Origin of the sequence: Desulfosporosinus lacus DSM 15449 (assembly GCF_900129935.1) — a bacterium.
GTDB lineage: Bacteria > Bacillota > Desulfitobacteriia > Desulfitobacteriales > Desulfitobacteriaceae > Desulfosporosinus > Desulfosporosinus lacus.
In genome coordinates, this window is the sequence record NZ_FQXJ01000009.1 from 103,400 (window position 1) to 121,879 (window position 18,480).

General features: G+C 44.5%; 15 protein-coding genes. 2 read left to right on the top strand and 13 right to left on the bottom strand.

Translation table 11 applies throughout. The features are described from left to right. Nucleotides 1-22: 22 nt before the first annotated feature. The 5 genes from BUB11_RS13730 to aroQ form a co-directional block, all read right to left on the bottom strand. On the bottom strand, nucleotides 23-2,332 hold the full coding sequence (locus BUB11_RS13730) for a sensor domain-containing protein (RefSeq protein ID WP_073030331.1): 2,310 nt from the start codon (nucleotides 2,330-2,332) through the stop codon (nucleotides 23-25). A 226-nt stretch (nucleotides 2,333-2,558) separates the two neighbouring features. After that, nucleotides 2,559-4,235, bottom strand: coding sequence for a ribonuclease J (locus BUB11_RS13735; RefSeq protein ID WP_073030332.1), 1,677 nt, complete (start codon nucleotides 4,233-4,235; stop codon nucleotides 2,559-2,561). Nucleotides 4,236-4,415: 180 nt separating this feature from the next. Beyond that, nucleotides 4,416-4,976, bottom strand: a complete 561-nt coding sequence (gene efp / locus BUB11_RS13740; RefSeq protein ID WP_073030333.1) for an elongation factor P — start codon at nucleotides 4,974-4,976, stop codon at nucleotides 4,416-4,418. Between the two features lie 181 nt (nucleotides 4,977-5,157). Further along, nucleotides 5,158-6,219 carry a M24 family metallopeptidase gene (locus BUB11_RS13745; protein ID WP_084110289.1) on the bottom strand — a complete coding sequence of 354 codons (1,062 nt, stop codon included), beginning with the start codon at nucleotides 6,217-6,219 and terminating at the stop codon, nucleotides 5,158-5,160. 65 nt (nucleotides 6,220-6,284) lie between these two features. Next, complete coding sequence (gene aroQ, locus BUB11_RS13750) at nucleotides 6,285-6,725, bottom strand: type II 3-dehydroquinate dehydratase (protein WP_073030334.1); 441 nt, start codon at nucleotides 6,723-6,725, stop codon at nucleotides 6,285-6,287. 208 nt (nucleotides 6,726-6,933) lie between these two features. On the opposite strand from aroQ, the gene BUB11_RS27565 reads away from it, so the two are divergent. Together BUB11_RS27565 and BUB11_RS13755 are read left to right on the top strand one after the other, a co-directional pair. Further along, on the top strand, nucleotides 6,934-7,074 hold the full coding sequence (locus tag BUB11_RS27565) for a hypothetical protein (protein WP_159436937.1): 141 nt from the start codon (nucleotides 6,934-6,936) through the stop codon (nucleotides 7,072-7,074). A gap of 420 nt (nucleotides 7,075-7,494) precedes the next feature. Continuing rightward, complete coding sequence (locus tag BUB11_RS13755) at nucleotides 7,495-7,872, top strand: Rpn family recombination-promoting nuclease/putative transposase (RefSeq protein ID WP_073030335.1); 378 nt, start codon at nucleotides 7,495-7,497, stop codon at nucleotides 7,870-7,872. A gap of 181 nt (nucleotides 7,873-8,053) precedes the next feature. Here the strand turns inward: BUB11_RS13755 and BUB11_RS13760 are convergent, their stop codons facing one another. The 8 genes from BUB11_RS13760 to BUB11_RS13795 form a co-directional block, all read right to left on the bottom strand. Next, nucleotides 8,054-8,596 carry a hypothetical protein gene (locus BUB11_RS13760; RefSeq protein WP_207650039.1) on the bottom strand — a complete coding sequence of 181 codons (543 nt, stop codon included), beginning with the start codon at nucleotides 8,594-8,596 and terminating at the stop codon, nucleotides 8,054-8,056. A 297-nt stretch (nucleotides 8,597-8,893) separates the two neighbouring features. Next, nucleotides 8,894-9,316 carry an Imm44 family immunity protein gene (locus BUB11_RS13765; protein WP_073030337.1) on the bottom strand — a complete coding sequence of 141 codons (423 nt, stop codon included), beginning with the start codon at nucleotides 9,314-9,316 and terminating at the stop codon, nucleotides 8,894-8,896. A gap of 12 nt (nucleotides 9,317-9,328) precedes the next feature. After that, on the bottom strand, nucleotides 9,329-14,041 hold the full coding sequence (locus BUB11_RS13770; RefSeq protein ID WP_073030338.1) for an RHS repeat-associated core domain-containing protein: 4,713 nt from the start codon (nucleotides 14,039-14,041) through the stop codon (nucleotides 9,329-9,331). 304 nt (nucleotides 14,042-14,345) lie between these two features. Further along, on the bottom strand, nucleotides 14,346-14,930 hold the full coding sequence (locus tag BUB11_RS13775; RefSeq protein WP_073030339.1) for a LysM peptidoglycan-binding domain-containing protein: 585 nt from the start codon (nucleotides 14,928-14,930) through the stop codon (nucleotides 14,346-14,348). Nucleotides 14,931-15,023: 93 nt separating this feature from the next. Further along, nucleotides 15,024-15,542: a hypothetical protein gene (locus tag BUB11_RS13780; protein ID WP_073030340.1), complete on the bottom strand. Its 519-nt coding sequence runs from the start codon at nucleotides 15,540-15,542 to the stop codon at nucleotides 15,024-15,026. Then, nucleotides 15,535-16,974, bottom strand: coding sequence for a type IV pilus biogenesis protein PilM (locus tag BUB11_RS13785; protein ID WP_073030341.1), 1,440 nt, complete (start codon nucleotides 16,972-16,974; stop codon nucleotides 15,535-15,537). The genes BUB11_RS13780 and BUB11_RS13785 overlap by 8 nt, the downstream gene beginning before the upstream one ends. Before the next feature lie 44 nt (nucleotides 16,975-17,018). Then, on the bottom strand, nucleotides 17,019-17,807 hold the full coding sequence (locus tag BUB11_RS13790) for a prepilin peptidase (protein ID WP_084110290.1): 789 nt from the start codon (nucleotides 17,805-17,807) through the stop codon (nucleotides 17,019-17,021). Nucleotides 17,808-17,909: 102 nt separating this feature from the next. Further along, nucleotides 17,910-18,425: a type II secretion system protein gene (locus BUB11_RS13795; RefSeq protein WP_073030342.1), complete on the bottom strand. Its 516-nt coding sequence runs from the start codon at nucleotides 18,423-18,425 to the stop codon at nucleotides 17,910-17,912. Nucleotides 18,426-18,480 lie beyond the last annotated feature (55 nt).

Genomic DNA, 18,480 nt, shown 5'->3' on the forward strand with positions numbered 1-18,480 from the left:
AACTGTTTGCAACTATATTGACTTATTTGGCGAGTCGCTCAAACAACTTTTCAGCTTCTTCCGAAGGAACCGCTTTACTGAAGAGGTATCCTTGCATTTCATCGCAGAGCTTGTCTTTAAGGAAGGAGCATTGGTTATTTGTTTCCACTCCTTCAGCAATCACTTTCAACTGAAGGTTTTTGGCAAGCTGAATTATAGCTGTGACAACTTCCTTCCCATTATCTCCGCTACTAATGTCTTGAATAAAGGTCTGATCTATTTTCAAGGTATCGATTGGCATGCGGCTTAAATAATTTAGGGAGGAAAATCCCGTTCCAAAATCATCAATAGAAATTCGAATTCCCAACTCTTTAAAGGCAGCCAACATTTTAAGGGTGATTTCGCCCTTTTCCATGGCAATTCTTTCCGTGATTTCAAGCTCCAGCCATTGGGGATCTAATTTAGTTTCCTGCAGAACTTGTTTAACTAATTTGATAAAACCCGGTTCTTGAAATTGTCGAGCAGAGATATTGACTGCTATTCTTAAAGGGATAAACCCTTGATCTTGCCAGTCCTTATTTTGAGCACAGGCAGTTCGTAAAACCCATTCTCCGATAGGTATAATCAGCCCTGTCTCTTCCGCTACAGGAATGAAGGCCGCTGGGGAAACCAGTCCAAATTCGACTGAGTTCCAGCGAAGGAGGGCTTCCAGACCCACAATGTGTCCAGTGTCTAAATTGACTTGAGGCTGATAGTGCAGGACAAATTCTTCGCGAATTAAAGCCTTGCGGAGACTATTTTCGGTGGAGAGCCTTTGATTCGCTTTAATATTAAGTCCCGGAGTGAAAAACTGGCAGTTATTTCGCCCCCTTTCCTTAGCATAGTACATGGCAGTATCTGCCTGCTTCACCAAGGTCTCCCTATCGATGCTATCGTCGGGATAGAGGCTAATTCCAATACTGGTACTTATGTAGATTTCATTGTCCTCTAAGATTATTGGTTTGGAGAAAACCCCTAAAATCCGTTCTGACACTGATTTTGCTTCCATCTCATCTTTGATCTCGGAAAGTATGACCAGGAATTCATCCCCGCCCTGCCTGGCCACCGTATCTCCTTCACGCAAGGTTTGATGTATGCGCTCTGCTACGCTTTTGAGGAGTTGATCACCAAGATTGTGCCCCATAGTATCATTAATCAGTTTAAAGCGGTCTAAGTCCAAGAACATGACCGCCACCTTACCCTCTTTCCGTTTTGCCCGGGCTAATGCCTGCTTTAAATGCTCATTGAACAAGAAACGGTTAGGGAGCCCTGTTAAGGCATCATGTTGTGCTTGATGGGCCAGTTCTTTCATATGATTCCTCTTATAACTGACATCACGAAACACTAAAACAGCCCCTATTATAGTGTCATCCCTATCCCGTATAGGAGCTGCCGAGTCCTCGATTGAAACTGTATTCCCCAGCTTATTTATTAAAACGGTTTGATCTGCTATACTGACAACCCGACCTTCTCTTAAACTGCGGGCAACCGGACTTTCAACCGATTCCCCTGTTTCTTCATTAATAATCTTAAAAATTTTTTCTAAAGATAAACCTATTGCCTCTTTCTTCGACCATCCTGTCAAGGCCTCAGCTACCGGGTTAAAATATTCTATCTTCGCTTGAACATCGGTGGTGATCACCGCATCTCCTATGGACTCTAAGGTAACCTGGGCCCGTTCCTTCTCAAGCCAAACCTCAGCCTCCACCTTTTTGCGTTCAGAAATATCGCGAATGAGACTTATAATAATCGGTTTTCCATTTGAGGTTGCCCCCTTAGCGCTAACGTCGATAGGAAATACACTACCATCTTTGCAGACATGCTTCAGTTCAAATTGCATTCCTTTTGGCGCGTTTTGAAGAAAGCATGGCACTGTTAACTGATCCTCCGGCAAACGCAACTTATTAACAGGCATATTTGTCAATTCTTGACGAGTATAACCATAACGTTTCACTGCTGCTTCATTAGCATCAATAATCTGTCCCTCCGGGCTGATAAATATAATTATGTCTTGAACCTCATCTGCCAAAAGCCGATAGCGTTCCAAAGCGGCCCACTCTTTTTTTAGGGCTTGCTCAGATTTCTGAAGGGAGCTATATCCTGATTGAATAAGGAAGTAAAGCAATATTGCCGTGACTAAGACAAAAAGCCCCCCTTTAAGAGTCGAAAACTTGAGGAGCTCCTGTTGATTTGAGATAATTAGAGCTATTAAACCATCAGAAAAGAGAATCCATATCCAACTAGTCAGCCCATAAAGAATAGCAATCCGCAAAGGAGTGATCTTGCTAAAATTCCATTTACAATTAAAATTCATAATAATAAGCTCACTCCTTTTGTATTTGCTTTATTCTTCAATAATATTAATATTCCTGCAAATATACTTAAGTACAGCAAATAAAGGTCAGACCACTGTGAAATCCGCTTAACTAAGTCTAACATTGAGACCATCTCCCTATTTGCAGGAGGCACCACACAAATAAGAGCGCTTCGGTCTATAATTACCTTCCGCAGCGCTCTATCTTAAATGAATCCTAAACACGCTAATAATGCAGTAACACGGGCAGAATCATGGGGCGCCTCCGAGTCTTATCCCATAAGTACTTGCTTAGACTATCCCGAATGTTCGCTTTCAAAACCCCCCACTCGATTTGGTCTTTCTGAAATTGTCTTTCTAAGGTATTTACTACCTCCTTCTTTGCTCCGTCAATTAAGGCGTCGGCTTCTTTCATAAATGTGAATCCTCTGGAGATAATATCGGGCCCGGATAAAATCCTATAAGGCTTGGCCTTGGAAAGTGCGGCTACAACCACAACCACCCCATCCTGTGCCAATTGTTGCCGATCCCGCAGAACAACTTGCCCCACATCTCCTACACCCAGCCCGTCAATGTAAACACTTCCCGCTTCCACACGCTCGCCAAATTCCATTCGATTTGGAGAAAGTTCAACACGTGAGCCAAGCTGGGTTATGGCGATGTCTTGGTCAGCATAGCCAAGGGAATGACCGATTCTTCGAAAGCCCACTTGATGACGGATTTCACCGTGATGCGGTATCAGAAAACGCGGCTGGACAAGACGGATCACGAGCTTAATCTCTTCTTGATTAGCGTGTCCGGACACATGAACCTGTCCCATTTCTTTGGTCACAACTTCAGCCCCGATTTGATAAAGATGATTGATCGTCTTACCGACCAATTTCTCGTTACCTGGTATCGGTGTTGCCGCCATAATTACCATGTCCCCAGCCAAAACATTGATCTGCCGATGGCTTCGAGTGGCCATCCTCGTCAAGGCGGCCAGCGGCTCTCCTTGACTGCCGGTGGTGAGCACGAGCAATTTTTCAGGTGGCATATTTCCAACCTCAGCACTGGGAACTAAGATATTCTCATCCGGCAATTTCAGATATCCCAGTTCTATTGCAGTTCGAACCACATTTTCCATACTTCTTCCCACAACGCAAACCTTGCGTCCAATATCCGCGGCTGCATCGATCGCTTGCTGAATCCGGTGCACATTCGAAGCAAAGGAAGCCATGATAATCTTTCCTTCAGCCCGTTCGAACCACTCCCGCAAGGCTTTCCCAACAGCCATCTCGGACACAGTAACACCGGGCCTCTCTGCGTTTGTTGAATCGCAGAGCAAGGCCAGAACCCCTTCCTGCCCCCAAGCTGCCAGTTTTCCCAGTTCCATGTCCTGACCGTCAATCGGCGTATAGTCGACCTTGAAGTCCCCGGTATAAATCACTCTGCCCACCGGAGTAAGTAAAGAATACCCTACTGCATCAGGAATACTGTGGGTAACCCGAAACGCTTCTACTTTAAAGGCCCCTGCCTGAATTGGTACGCCCGGTTCAAGAATGTTAATCAAAGACTCTGGGTATGGAGTCCTCTCCTGAAACTTTGCCTGTACTAACCCTAAGGCTAATTTAGTTCCATAAATGGGAATATTCAATTTAGGCAAAATGAAGGGAAGTCCTCCAATATGATCTTCATGTCCATGAGTAATAAAGAGTCCCTTAATTCGGTCACGGTTTTTCTCTAAATAAGTTATATCGGGAATCACTAAATCGATGCCAAGTAATTCCTCATCCGGGAACTTTACCCCCCCGTCGATGATTACAATGGAATCCTCGTATTCAAAGACAAGCAGATTCTTCCCAATTTCTCCGGTTCCTCCCAGGGGAATCACACTAAGCTTTGACGTCTTATTGGGCAACATAAAAAACACCTCCTATGGTAGCACTAAACTTACTTTGCCCCATAGAAGATGTTTTCATGTCATATTATATACTTACAAGACCCCACTTTTGTTCAAGTGGTTCCAGACCAAACCCTCAGGCTTGGCAGTCTTCCATTGCGACAATTCCGACTTCCGGCATCTGGTCTCTGACCCCTTGTTTTACTGAGCCCGTTGAACATAGCTTCCGGTTCTTGTATCAATGATCAGAACATCTCCCTCATTGACAAAGAACGGAACTTGCACAACAGTACCCGTTTCCAAAGTTGCAGGCTTAGTCCCTCCTGTAGCCGTGTCCCCTTTGACTCCCGGTTCAGTGGCGGCAACCGCTAGCTGAACTGTATTTGGCACATCAACTCCGATGACCTCCACGTCAAAGAAAAGCACCCCTAAAGTCATGTTTTCTTTCAACCACTTGACACCGTCTCCGATTTGAGCCTCTGTCAAAGAAGTTTGCTCATAGGTCTCCTTATCCATGACCACAAAGTGTTCCCCATCTTTATAGAGGTAATCCATCTCTCTGCGCTCAACATGGGCCTTTTCAACCTTTTCTCCGGCATTAAACCTCCGCTCCACAACTCCGCCGGTTTTGACATTTTTCAATTTCGTACGCACAAAGGCAGCACCTTTACCGGGCTTGACATGTTGGAATTCAACCACTGAAAATACATCACCATCTAATTCGATGGTTAGACCTGTCTTAAAATCATTTGTAGAAATCATGTTATTTCTTCCCCCTAATAATTCTTGTATAAGTTAGTTTGTCCTCTTCTAACGTCTAATACTTAGAAATCCCTAAACAATATCCCTGATTCCGGTAAGGTTCTTTCCTGTCTGAATCTTCGTGCTCCCTCAGCGGTGCTTACGAAAGATGTTATCCAACAGTTAGCTATTCGGACAAATTTTACTCGAAAATAATGAATTCTTTCGGTGCTTTAGTTAATACTTCACAGCCGTTTTCTGTCACCAAAACAATATCTTCAATTCGGACACCGCCCCAATTAGGGATATAGATACCAGGTTCGACCGTAATGACCATACCCGGCTCCAGCAATCGTTCTTCCCTTTTATTTAGATTCGGACCTTCATGGATAGCCAGTCCTACAGAGTGTCCCAATCCATGTCCGAAGTAATCTCCATAACCGGCCTTTTCGATCATTGCGCGGGCTACAGCATCCACTTCTTTTCCGGTTCGTCCCGGAGCAACTGCTTGAATCCCTGCCCGCTGGGCAGCCAAGACAGTATCATAAACCTGCCGATGCTTGTCCTCCGGATCGCCGATGAACACAGTTCGAGTAATATCTGAACAGTAACCTTGATAAATCGCTCCGAAATCCATTGTCAGGAACTCTCCTGATTGAACTCTCTTTGAACTGGCTGTCCCATGAGGCATAGCTGAACGAATACCCGAAGCCACGATGAAGTCGAATGAACCCCCGCTTGCACCAGCCCGGCGCATAGAAAATTCTAAGTTGAGGCCAATTTCTTCCTCCGTCTGTCCGATTTCGATGGTCTTTAATGCTTCATCAAACGCCATATCTGCAATCTTAACTGCTTGTCGAATCAACTCAATCTCAGAACTATCCTTTATCGAACGCAGGTGACTGACAAGATCAGGTAATGAGATAAGTTCTGCTTGTGAAAATCCATCCTTAAATTTTCCAAAGTCCACATATGTGATAAAGTCCCCTTCAAAGCCAACCCTTTGAGCCTGTTGTCCGACTTCTGACAAAGTCGTAAAGTGGTCCTGTCCCGCGTCAATAATTTCAAACTCAGGGGCCTGGGCTTTGGCTTGTTCTATGTAGCGAAAGTCGGTCAATAAAAGGGCTTTTTCTAATGTAATGTACAAAGTGGTTTCTCCACCGGAAAACCCGCTTAGGTATCGTCCATTCTCCGGACGCATTACAACATATGCGTCGATATTTCCATTGTGCATCTGTTGACGCATTTGTTGCAGACGACTCACTAAATGTCTCCCCCTTTTCGTAGTTCGTGGTTTGTAGTACGTGGTTCGAATATCTGATTCGCGCGTTATGCCCGCTGCTCTTGGTAGTCAATAGCATAACGCATCGCTAATCCATACCCCTCTGCACCAAGCCCTGAAATCTGTCCGATGCAGACCGGCGCAATAACTGAATTGGCTCGAAATGCTTCACGAGCATGGATATTGGACAGATGAACCTCAACCGCCGGAACCTTTACTCCACTAATAGCATCTCGAATCGCATAACTTGTATGCGTCCAAGCCCCAGGATTAAGGATTAAAAAATCAGCAGGTGTTAAGTCTTGAATCCAATCTATGAGAACTCCCTCATGATTCGTTTGCCGGCACTCAACGTTTATTTTGGCTTCATCCGCTAATTTTAGTATTCCCTGATTAATCTCTGCCAATGTTTGCGATCCATAATGCTCAGGCTCACGCAACCCTAATAAATTGATATTCGGACCATTAAACACCCATATCTTACCCATTTAATCACTTCCTTAACTACCTTCTTAAAATTTTAACACAATTTTCTATTGTAGCATAGTATTTTTAGGAGTGATCCATGCATAAGAGCAATGGACAACAGTGTATTGCAATCGCCCTTAATATCATCCCAAGCTCTTACATGATTATTTACATAATATCATAATCTGTGATGAAGTCAGGAAATTAATGAATTAACGATAGAAACAATTGGATAATAAAGCAATTAGTAGCCAAGACAGGGAATCGAGTTTGACAGACGGCTTGTCCAAGAAACGAATGCGCATTCGTTTCTTGGACAAGCCCGATTTGTTAGAGCCGGATTTTCAAACCGGAAACTGTGAGCATTAAGGAGAAATTGTGTCGGGAACACCCGTCCGTTCTATGGCATAAGCTATAGAAGCAAACTTTGCCGATGGACTGCCCGGACCTTTACCTGGGATTTCGATAGGCCGGCCGTCGTCATCATATTTATACCGACTCCAAATTCTCGTCTCATTTTCACTGCCGAGTTTGAACGTCGAGGTTCCAATCAGCTGATTTCCTTCATTATAATCAAATTAATCTTCCACCTCTGAAAAGAGGAAAGATACTGTTTGTAACGATAGGGTTATCCGGAAGGGGAAGAGAAGTAAGGCGACTCACGTCTACTTTTGAAGTGAACCAATTCCTCACTGCCGCGAGGTATGTTATAATTAGACTGTAATTTGCCCTTAACCATCGGATAGGTTTTAGCAACAAAACCATTTTGTCGGTCAAGGGGTGAGTGAAATGTGTCTTATCCATAAACCTCATGATAAATTTTTCAAGGAAACCCTCAGTGACATTGGGACGGCCAAGGATTTTCTGCAAAACTATCTGCCCCAGGAAATTCTGGACATTATTGATTTGGAGACCATCACCCCGCAAAAAGACAGTAATGATCTGACGTTTCAGCCAATCTACGAACTAGCCAAAGAGATTTCCTTGGAAAGGAGTGAAGCCGTTATGACTATTGCGGAGAAACTGATCACCGAAGGTATGGAGAAGGGGATGGAAAAAGGCAAGCTGGAAGTGGCGGAAAATTTGCTGAGGCTAGGCCTGGGAATCGATATGATTCTAAAGGCTACAGGACTGACTGAGGATGAAGTCAGGGACTTAATGAATTAACGATAGGAACTAAATTGCCCTGGGCTGCTCTAAGCAACTCAGGGCAATCTTTAGTTAAGAACTCAATTATCTTTGTTTTCTACTACCCCAAAAACGATTCGACAATTATCGGGAAGTACCCTAGAGAGGAAAAGAAGGCCTTCGAAGAAGGCATTTTCCGAGCCGAGCATTATTTTAGCACTTATTCAGGGAACTTGAAACATGACTTTAAAACCTTACTCAATGCATTTCTTGGCGTATAAACTTCAAAGTAGCTATAATCAAAGGCTCTTATCTCAATTTCTGATTCTGGATGCTGGAGCCCCTCTAGAGCTTCAGTTTGTGGTAGTAAGTTTTTCTTCCAAAGTACCTCCTTATTTATTGGAAATGCGATGAAGACACCGCGCTCAAATTGAATTACCTTCTTAACCTTTTCAATTAATTCTTCAGTTGTATTAATCAAACATATCCCTGCTTGGTCTTGAGGGAACAGGAAGTTCATTGGCGTGTACGAACTCCCAAAGACATCAAACACAAACCAGCAATGGTTTCTCAGTTCATACTTAATACAATTTAAAATTTTTCCTAGTTGATCGCCTAAACAGATTAGTTCATTTGAAAACTGCTCCTTTCCCAATAAAAAGGTATATTCAGAGTGGTTATCTCTGAAAACCTGCAAGATCAATTCCTCCCTTAATTTAAAGTTTTCACTTAAATCTCCACAAACCGTTAATAAACTCTGCATAATGATCGTGAGGGTTAGTATGATTTTGGGACGACCATGAATATAGTCCCCGTTTCTACCTTTTGCCCAACCTATCTGTATGTGGCGCATTAGACTCTGGAATGTGCGTCGTTCCTCGCTCGAAAAGCGTCTAGCTTCAAGAGCAAAAGAGGAGTCCTACTTACTGAGACGAAGGACTCCTCTTTTAGGTTGTTAGAATTGTTCCCGATTTTATGAGTACGACTTGGACCTGATTCTTATTTTTGGTATTACCCTAGTTGGTTAGGTTATCCCAATGTTTAATCTGAAAATTGAATATCAAAGTAAATCGATCTCTTCCTTGGCAATCCCAAATAAACAAAGTACATCATTTTCAAGTTGTTCTGCAGCAAAATCCTTTTTAACTTTTTTGCCAAGAAGCCTTATACAATCAACTACGTTTTTGATTATTAACAACTTCTTTTTCTCGTAGTTAGCATTGAGGAAGCTTTCGTAATCAATTCTCAGCCTGTAGTCAGCATCCTTAGTTTTCTTTTTGTAAAGCTTCCTTTCTTTGAAAAACCCGGCACTTTCTAACTCAGGTTCTAAATTAACGATAATGGGTATTATACCTAGGTTCTGAACCGCATTACCATAGTCATTTACCTCAAGAATCTTTAGCTTTTGTTTAATTTCGTTACGAATTTCTCTAAATGCTTCCGAAATAGTCGTGTCGATTTCACCGCTCATAAATATTTCCATATGCAACGCTCCCTACCAATCGCTTTTGTTTAGAGTAGGTCTTTTTCCAAAAGTAAATTTATATTCTAAAATCATATTGTGTTGCCAATCATGCATCTCTTTTTTAGTCCCTCTCACCATGATTTCCATATCTGCGTTATTCTTTAGAAGATACTTCTTAGTATACCTCTTAGGCCCTAAAGTAGTTTCTCCATATTTTAAAATTTCTCCAGTATCAATGTGTTTCAGAGCATATCCCACCGCCGCTTTAGCCGTTTGAAGCGAATTACCATGAACCGCCTTTCCAATTGCTTTAACCGTTGTAGCGGATACAGCAGGAATTGCTGCTGAAGCTGCGTCTACAGCTGCACCCACATAGTTTTTTTCAGACAAATCCATTGCTGTCATTTGAACATCTTGTTGGAAATCGGGGGCAGATGCGACTGTAGCAAAATAGTTCCCAATAACGACTAAGGCCATGAGTGCCCCTTCACCTAAGAACGGCAATAGAAACCAAATATGGCCGTTAGGATCATGTCGATTTACAGGATCTCCTCCGGTATACGTATATCGATTTAGAGTCTGAGGATTAGATAGGTCCTGATAAATATTATCCTTCGTCAAAAACCTGCCAATCCCTGCATTATAGTACCTGGCATTCAGGAAATACAGCCCAGTTTCCTTATCATATCTATATCCCGCATAAGTGTACGCATGATTAAAATCATCATCCGCGCTCATGTCAATAGAGTCGCCTGCTCCATCCTTAACACTGATGACATTCCCGTAAGGATCGTAAGCATACTGTCTGTACAAGGCACCATTGGAATCCGTCACCGCCACAACATCCCCATGGGCATTGTAATGGTAGTAATAATAGTTCCAATACTCTCCAACAGGGCGGAAGATATAGATCGAGAGCAGTTTTCCTTCCGGGGTTCGGGTATAGCGGGCGGTAACTTTATCCGCATACTGATTGGAGGTCTCGTACATCAGCTGACCCTTAAAGTAATGGTAGGTTATGGTCTCAGATCCCACGGTTTTCGTGAGGCGCTGGCCATCCCCGTCATAGGTGTAGCTGGCAATGACAGTACCTGCTCCGTTTTTCACGCTGGTTAAACGGTTAGCCGCATCATAAACATATTGCTGAGTTTTGCCGTTAACCGTCAGCTTAGTCAGATTCCCGTTGGCATCATAACTCACATTACCAGCCGACCCGTTGAGGGAGCTGATCTTATTATCCCCATCATAAGCAAAGGTATTTGTCTGTCCGCTGGGCAGCTCCATGGTTTTAAGGTTTCCCGCCGGATCATAGCTGTAATCCAGAGTGTGCTTTTTTACATCATCCGTGATCTCGGCTTGGGTTAAGCGGTTTAGCTGCTCAGTTCCATTATTGTAAACATATTTTGTCGTTGGATTTTCTGAACCGTCACGAGTAATGCTTTTCAGTCGGCCATCGTCATCATACTCATACTTGTTCGTAATTTTTGTATCGGTGCCGGGTTTGAAGGTCGAGGTTCCAATCAGCTGATTCCCTTCGTTATAATCAAATCGATCCTCCACACCATTGGGATTGGTCTGCAACTTCAGCTTGCTGCCCTCATCGTACTTAAAGAGAGTGTCTTTGCCCGCTGCCGAGACTTTTTCCACCAACTTGTTGGGGGAATAGACAAAGGCGTAGAGGACGTCAGGATTGGATAGATACTTAAGCTTAAAGCCCAGAAGTTGATCCGTCTTGGAGTACATGTCTCCGGCAGGTTTGGTGATGCTCCCGATAAACGTGCCGCTGCTGCCCTTTTCGATAGAGCTGATCAGATTTCCTACCTCATCGTAATCATAATCGAAGGTATGAAGGATTGGGCCAGTGGGTGTTTTGGAAACCGTTGCCTGCTTGCGCCGGCCTTCCAGATCATAGCTGAAACCGTAGGTTTCATTACTGGATAATCTCAGAGTCTTAAGCAAGCCTAAGGGACCGTAGTCTAAGCTGACGGTGCTGCCGCTGGCATTGGTTTTTTGAGTGAGCCGGCCATTGGCATCATAGGCATAACTGCTGACAATGGAGTTGGCGGCGTTCTTCTCAGCCTGGAGATTGTTCTTGTCATCATAGACGAAGGAACTTTGATTGTATATCGTCCCTGAAGGAGCCTTGGTGTTAACACTTAAGACGTTGCCGTTGGCGTCCAGGCCGTAGGTGGTCAGGTTTTGGGCGTTGTCCGTGACGGTGCGCAAACGCTCCTGGCCGTCATAGGCGTAGCGGATGACTTCACCGGTAGGAGAAGTGACGGAGGTTGCTTGTCCATAGGCATCGTTCCCATAGCTGACCGTCTTATTCAGCTGATTGGTGGTGCTGACAACATAATTATTCGAGGAATCATAGTTTGAGGTAACCACTTCCCGGCCATATCCGAAGCGAATATTGTCAAACTTGGCAACCCCTTGAGCACTGGTTACATCTAAGCGGACTTTGGCGGTTCCGTTGACAGGAGAGTTAAAGGGTACTACATACTTGGCTAGGCCTGATTTTTCCGAGACGACTTTGGATTTAATGGTTTGAACGTAAGTCCCGGCTTGATTGTAGATAAGAACCTGCAGGGAAGCACCATTGCCAGAAGCGGCGGTCAAGGGATCGGTGCTGAGATTTCCGCTTAGGGTATAGTCTTGCCCTTGTTTAACGGGGATCAGGGTTTGAGATTCCAGGTAAGTGCTCCCGGTAGAGGGGAGATTGATAGTTCCCACTTCTGATATGACGTCTGCATAGCTGCTGGAGCGAGCCCATTTGGAAAGTCCATTGACAAAGGAGGAGTTCTGCAGAGCGTTATACCCACGGATCTGTGGGCTTTGTTCAAACTGGAGGTTTTCGAAGTAACCGATATACCCTTGGTAGGTGATGGCCATGATCCGGGCATAGACAGCATTGGCTGGAGGTTTAATGTCCGTGGCGGTATATCGTTGCCACTCTCCGTCTTTGACTTTAAAATAAGGGGTAGGATCTTCGATTAGGTTTTTATCCGCATCGTACCAGAAGATATTGATGACTGCCCCTAAAGTTGAGCCGCTTCCTGCGGCTTTAATATCCCCACTGAGGATATAGTTGCCCTTCGCTTTGTCGGCTACACTGACAAAGCCTGTCCACTGATAGGTGTTATGGTTTGTTCCCGGATTGAGCTTTAAGATACGACTCCCGCCGTAAGGGGCTTCCAGATCCTCCTCGGTGAGATTAGTACTGCCCGTGGGCGCATATCCTAACCATTCCAAGGGCTGATTATTGCTGTCCACTTCATTAAAGCCGCTGTTATAAATCCGGTTATCCGCTATCCCCAAGAGATTAGATTCCATCGTCAGGTTTCCGGCATCATAGGTGTAGGCTTTGGAGTTGCCGGCCTGGTCGGTTTGGGTTTGCTGGTCTAAGCTGACCGGGTCCCAGGCATTCTGAACGTATTTGCCGTCTGCTTGAGTTAAAGTTTTCAGGCGATTTCTATAGTAATCATAGCTGGTTTCTCTCCCGTTAGGATCTGTTGTAGGCTCAGTGGCCTTGGTCATATTCCCAAAGGCATCATACTTATAGTTGTAGGTGTTTCCTAAGGGTGTGGTGAGACTTGTCAGCTGGTCTGCGGCATTCCAGGTCATGCGGGTGGCTGAATTAACACCGCCTGGATCGTTGATCACGGCTATGGGATTGCCATAATTATTGTGCACATATTGAGTGACATCCCCCAGGGGAGAGGTAACCCAGCCATCCCCGCCGAAGCCGATCTCTGTATGACCATGGAACTCCGCTGCGGCTGCTCCTTCGACCAGTTGGGCCTCATCGAAATAGGCATCTCCGCCAAAATGGGTGTTGTCATGGTCTACTTCCAAGTAGACAATCAGGTAAGCCGCATTGGCTTGGGTGGTCATACTTAGAGACTGTTTTGTCCAATCCTTTGTTCCCGTGAGAGCGATGGATCGTGTGTCCTTCCAGGTGGAATCCAGAATGGTGCCGTTAACATCCGTCTGCACAGTGTTGAGAAAGGCTCTGCCGTTAAGACCACCGGTTTTCAGCTTAGCGCTTAGGTTGTAGGCTGTAGAGGGTTTAATCGGAATTGTTTGTTGCACATAGAGAAAGCTCTGGCTAGAACCTGGGTAAACTGTTGGGCTGCTTTGGATGTGCACACTGCCTTTACCCGTTGTGGCGGTTGAGGAGTCTTCTGTGATACTTCCATAATCGTAATCGATCTTTTCTTCCCAAGAGTCGAGATTACTGCCATAGCCTGCTTCAAAGCTGGGGTTGCCCAGCAGATTGATTTCACCGACACTGGCAATGCGGTTGAGGTTATCATAAGTCAGATAATAGGGTGTGCCATTTTTATCCGTCATGGACCGAAGTTGTCCCTTGTCCCAGCTGTACTTAAGGCTGGAATCGCCATAGACGGCATCTTTATAAGTGACCTGGGTCAGGAAACCTTCTGGATTATAATTGTAGGTTACCTTTACCTGACCGGTATGGTCTTGCAAGGAAGCCACGGTACCATTAACGAGGGTTAATTCCACCACCCGGCTGGAAGCATCGGTTAAGCGGATTTTATCGCCCACTCGGGTAACACTCGTGGTATTTGTTTTGCCGTCCAGAAGGCGAATCACCTTGCCGTCCCCGGCAAAGACGACACTGGGGAGCTCGGCCTGATAACCGCCGCTTTCATTGATCTCCTGAAGGGTATAGGTTCCGTCAGGGTTCTTATAGAGCTGAACCGGGTAATTATCCGACAATCCCTTTTTTTATCATTTATGTAATTTATTCCATTTTCTATAGTCACACATCAATCAACCTTTCTCCTTATCCGTAAGTGCACTACAAGATTCTTGGTATAGATGAGTTCTTTGCGGTGTTCTGTTTTGAAATACTCTAGCATCAGCCGTATTCCCTGACAGATTATATAAATAACTTAGGTTAATATAAGGTAAGGAGGATGTAACGAAACCTTTTGGTTTCGTTACATCCTCCTTTAAAAAATCTAAGTTTTCCACATAATTTGTTATATATAGAAGACTATCCCAAGCGAATCCAAACTTGTTAGTATGCCGCTTGCGCTCCCTGACCGTATTGAGGGGCAAAATTGAATTGGGTTTGTTGGCTCTGATCCTGCTGTTGGGGTTGAGATAGTTGCTGAGTTGTTTGCTCTTGAGCTTTTGTCTGAACCGCTAGTTTACCCTTTTCTGCGCTGTCCCCATCCCCACTCACCAAGCGCGGAGAGAGTATAACGTTTAAGTTGCTTAACATTATTTGCACTTCTGTGGGACCACATTCCCCTGCCGGCTGAATTTTGCGTATCTCTGTTCGCGGCAGAAGAAAATGAATTTCATGGGGAGTCTTAGGTTCCCCAATACGTCGAAGACGAACATGAACTCCCTCTATTTCCATTTCAACTTCGTCAAGATATTCCCCTACAAACTCTTGCCCCTGATCTCCATCAATATTTGCATACTGTTCTAACCCTTTAGACCCTTTAAATTCGGGCAGAACAATTTTCTGTCCTATTTGAAGCCTTAGTGGATCAACACTGGGATTGACCATTAAAAAATCGTCACAAGTTCCACCCCAGCGTTGAGCCAAGGCATGAAAATTATCTCCTGGTTGAATGCAGTATTCCTTGCCCACGTCACATTCCTCCTCTCCTTAAACTATGGAAGGGAAAGAATGTCTTGTTACTAATTCTGGAAATTATTTCTTTATTATCCCATTAACTTGAACTTACTCACCTGTGCAGTAATAGATTTGTAAAATAGCCTCTCCACCTGCTTCACTTAACACCGCCTCTTGAACATGAATACTGATTCCTTGCATTTTCTCAAGTGCTGCGAGGGAGGTGACGATTCCTGGCCATTGACCGAGTAAGCGCAAGTTGACTAAAGCATAATCAATCCTTGCACCTTTACCGGCCTCTCTCCGCTCCCCAAACCGTTCAACATTTAACGAAACCACGTCCACGCCCACATCTGCAAATGTGTGCCGACACAACTCAATCATATCGGGCAGCTGATCCATTGTGGGAATAATGGTATTAGGCTGTGTCATCCCCTTTCTTCGTACATCTTGCCAGTAAGCTTTTTCTTCCTGTAAGGAGCCCAGTCGCATATAAGCTGGTTGCCAAAGAGCCAGAAAGGCACCCGCAATACAGATCAAAACCCCTGCGATGATAACCTTTAAAGTTCGGGGGGATAGACGCTGGCAAAAGGGATATATCGAATGGGTGGGGGGGGATTTAATCATAGTCGCCTCCCTGTTTTGCATTTAAAATAAACTCGACATTTTTTAGGGCTGTCAACTTATAACCGGACAAAGAGGGGTCTTCCCATCCTAAGGCCCGCAAACTGTTAATGATCCCTTGAACACTTTTGGAGTCATTTGCACTTCCGCGAACAGACAAACTCCCTTGCTTAAAGACGATCTGCTCAATCTTCAGTTCTGCGCCCGACAAGTCCTGAACCTGGGCCAATCTCTCTCCGATTTTTTCCGAGTGTATACTCACCTTATTCCAAGCCGACGCGAGAGCTTCTTGTTGTCGATTCTGCTCCTCAATCCCAGCACCCTCAGTCGATAGCTGTGTTATTTCCTCTTGCAAAGTCGATGCCCTTTGACAGAGGGATAACCAACTCAAAGTTCCTGCTATTAAAAATACCGAAGCCAAAAAGACTAAACCAAGATAGGTCTTCTTAACCTTCTGCTTGGCAACAGGCTGACACCATAAGTTAAGCCCTGGACGATCTGATAAGATTCGCTGGCCATACCCCATCGTCACCTCAGCAAATCCTTTGTTGTCCTCAAGCAACTTCTGCCAAGAATCAGGAATATCCTTTAGCATTGCTTCTTCAACCATTAAGTTATGGTTTGAAGCGGCTAACGCCTGAGCGAGTTGGGCAATTTCGGGTCCTCCACTCCAGACCAAACGTTTTAAATTATAGTCTGGTTGCTGGGTCCGGTGGTATAAAAGAAAGCGCCCAACTTCGTTTTTCCATTCATCTATCCGCCCTTGCTCGCGACCCTCATTCGCACTTGCATCTTTAGATAGAAGAGAAGGTAACGACCGTACACTTTTTGGGACCACTCCTCGAAATAAGGCCATGTGTAGACTCCCTGAATCTCCCTGCAGGTATAGCACATCTTTGTCTGCTTCAAATCCCAAGGCTTGACCTAAGACAGAATACGCAAAATCTGCTCCACTAACGCTAAAGCCCGCTTGTCCAAAAATAAAGGCATACTGTTCCAGTATGCTTCGACGTGTTGCGCCTAATAAAACCTGTAGGCCCTTATGCTTTTCATCAGAAATAACAAGGAAATCATAGAGTAAATCTGATCTTGGAATTGATATTTCTTCATCAACTAAGAGAGGTATTGCTGATTTTCGATCGTATTTAGAAAGCCAAGGCAGGGTATAAGACCCTATGAATCCTTGTTGCAGAGAAACAGCCAAGTATACCTTCTGGCAGTTGCCTGGATGTTGTAACCGATAAGTCGACAAAATACCTATTAGGGAGTTTTCGTCCCGTACAATTCCCTGCTCAATAATTCCGGTCGGAATTGGAATGCGGTCAAATTTGACCGCTGAAGAATTATGAACCAGTTTTCTAAACGGAGGGATGGAAAAACAAAACCCTCGAATCTCTCCATCAGTTACTTCAAAGACCATGGAACTTTTTCGCATTTAAGCACCCCCTTAAAATGAGGTTCGATTATGGTGCATAAATATTATCTTATCCAAGTCCAGTACCAGTCAAAGATTTGGGTTCCCCATAATAATGTAAATATTGCCCCTAAGGCCAGATAGGGCCCAAAGGGAATCTGCTGCCGAAAGCGCTTTTGACCTGTGATCAGGAGGAAAATTCCTGCTAATGCTCCAATAAAACTTCCGCTAAAGACTGACAGAAAAATTGCAGGAAACCCTAAGAAGGCGCCCAAGGCCGCCACCAACTTGACATCTCCCAGACCCATTCCTTGCGGATAGGCCAGCGCAATCAACAGGAACACCCCCCCTGCGCCCAAAGAACTAAGCACACTCTCCCAGCCGCCAGGGCTTCCCGGTATAAGAAAAGCTCCTAATATTCCAAACCCTAAGAGGGGAAGGGTAAGAACATCCGGCAGACGAAAGGTATCTAAATCAATAAAGGATAAAGCAATCAGCACCGCTACGAAAGCAAGGTTTAAGACCATTCGGGCTGGGTGGACCCCTGAATCAATACTAATGTAGGCGGTCAAAAAGAAAAGAATTCCTGTTAGGAGTTCAATGGCCGGATAACGCCAAGAAATACTTGCCTGACATTCACGACATTGCCCTTTTTGAATTAGAAAGCTAAGCACAGGAATGAGTTCCCAAGCCCGTAATGCATGTCCGCAAGCAGGACAATGAGAGCCTGGGGATACGATAGATTCCCCACGGGGGACACGATAAATGACTACATTCAGAAAACTTCCGATTATGAGTCCCAGCAACATTGAGAGTATTGAGAGTTCTGCAAGCCCTGTCGTCATACTCATCATGAAGTATCATCCTTTCTGGTTGCACTTCTGCTTCCATCCAGCTATAAATATCAAACGCACTCGTGCTAAATATGGGAATTTACTTGCCTATTAATTAAATTACTAATCAACAGAAGAGGTCCATAGGATTTCTTTTAACTCCGCATCATACGCTCGAACTTCTGCGGCCAAACCGTTGCTGGCCAGATAGATCATGATTATATTGGTGGGCTGTAAAGTCTCTGGAATGACAAGCACCGTTTCATCAGTTTTATCTGTATCATCCGCTTTAAGGGTTTCAACTCCAAAACCTTCTTTACCCTCTGCTACCTGTTGTGTTGTGGTTGTGTCCAACTTACTTATGTAATTAGGAATAAATCCAGCAGCAGTTACCACACCATCATCGTCCTTCATGTTTTCGGGATATGTTCCATTTTCAACTTGATACCGATCTAAGGCAGCTTTAACTTGATGTGCTGTTGCCACATCTGCTTTTTGCCGTGCGTTTGTTGTACTTGACACTAATTTTGGGATCGCTATAGCTGCCAGCCCGGCAATGATAATGATCACGGCTAACACTTCGATTAGGGTAAATCCTTTGTCCCGTTTGAGATAATTCACACTTTTCTCCTCCTTCATCTTAAATAACCCCCTCTTCATCAGATAATCTTAAGCAGGGTTTGCAATTTGGCGT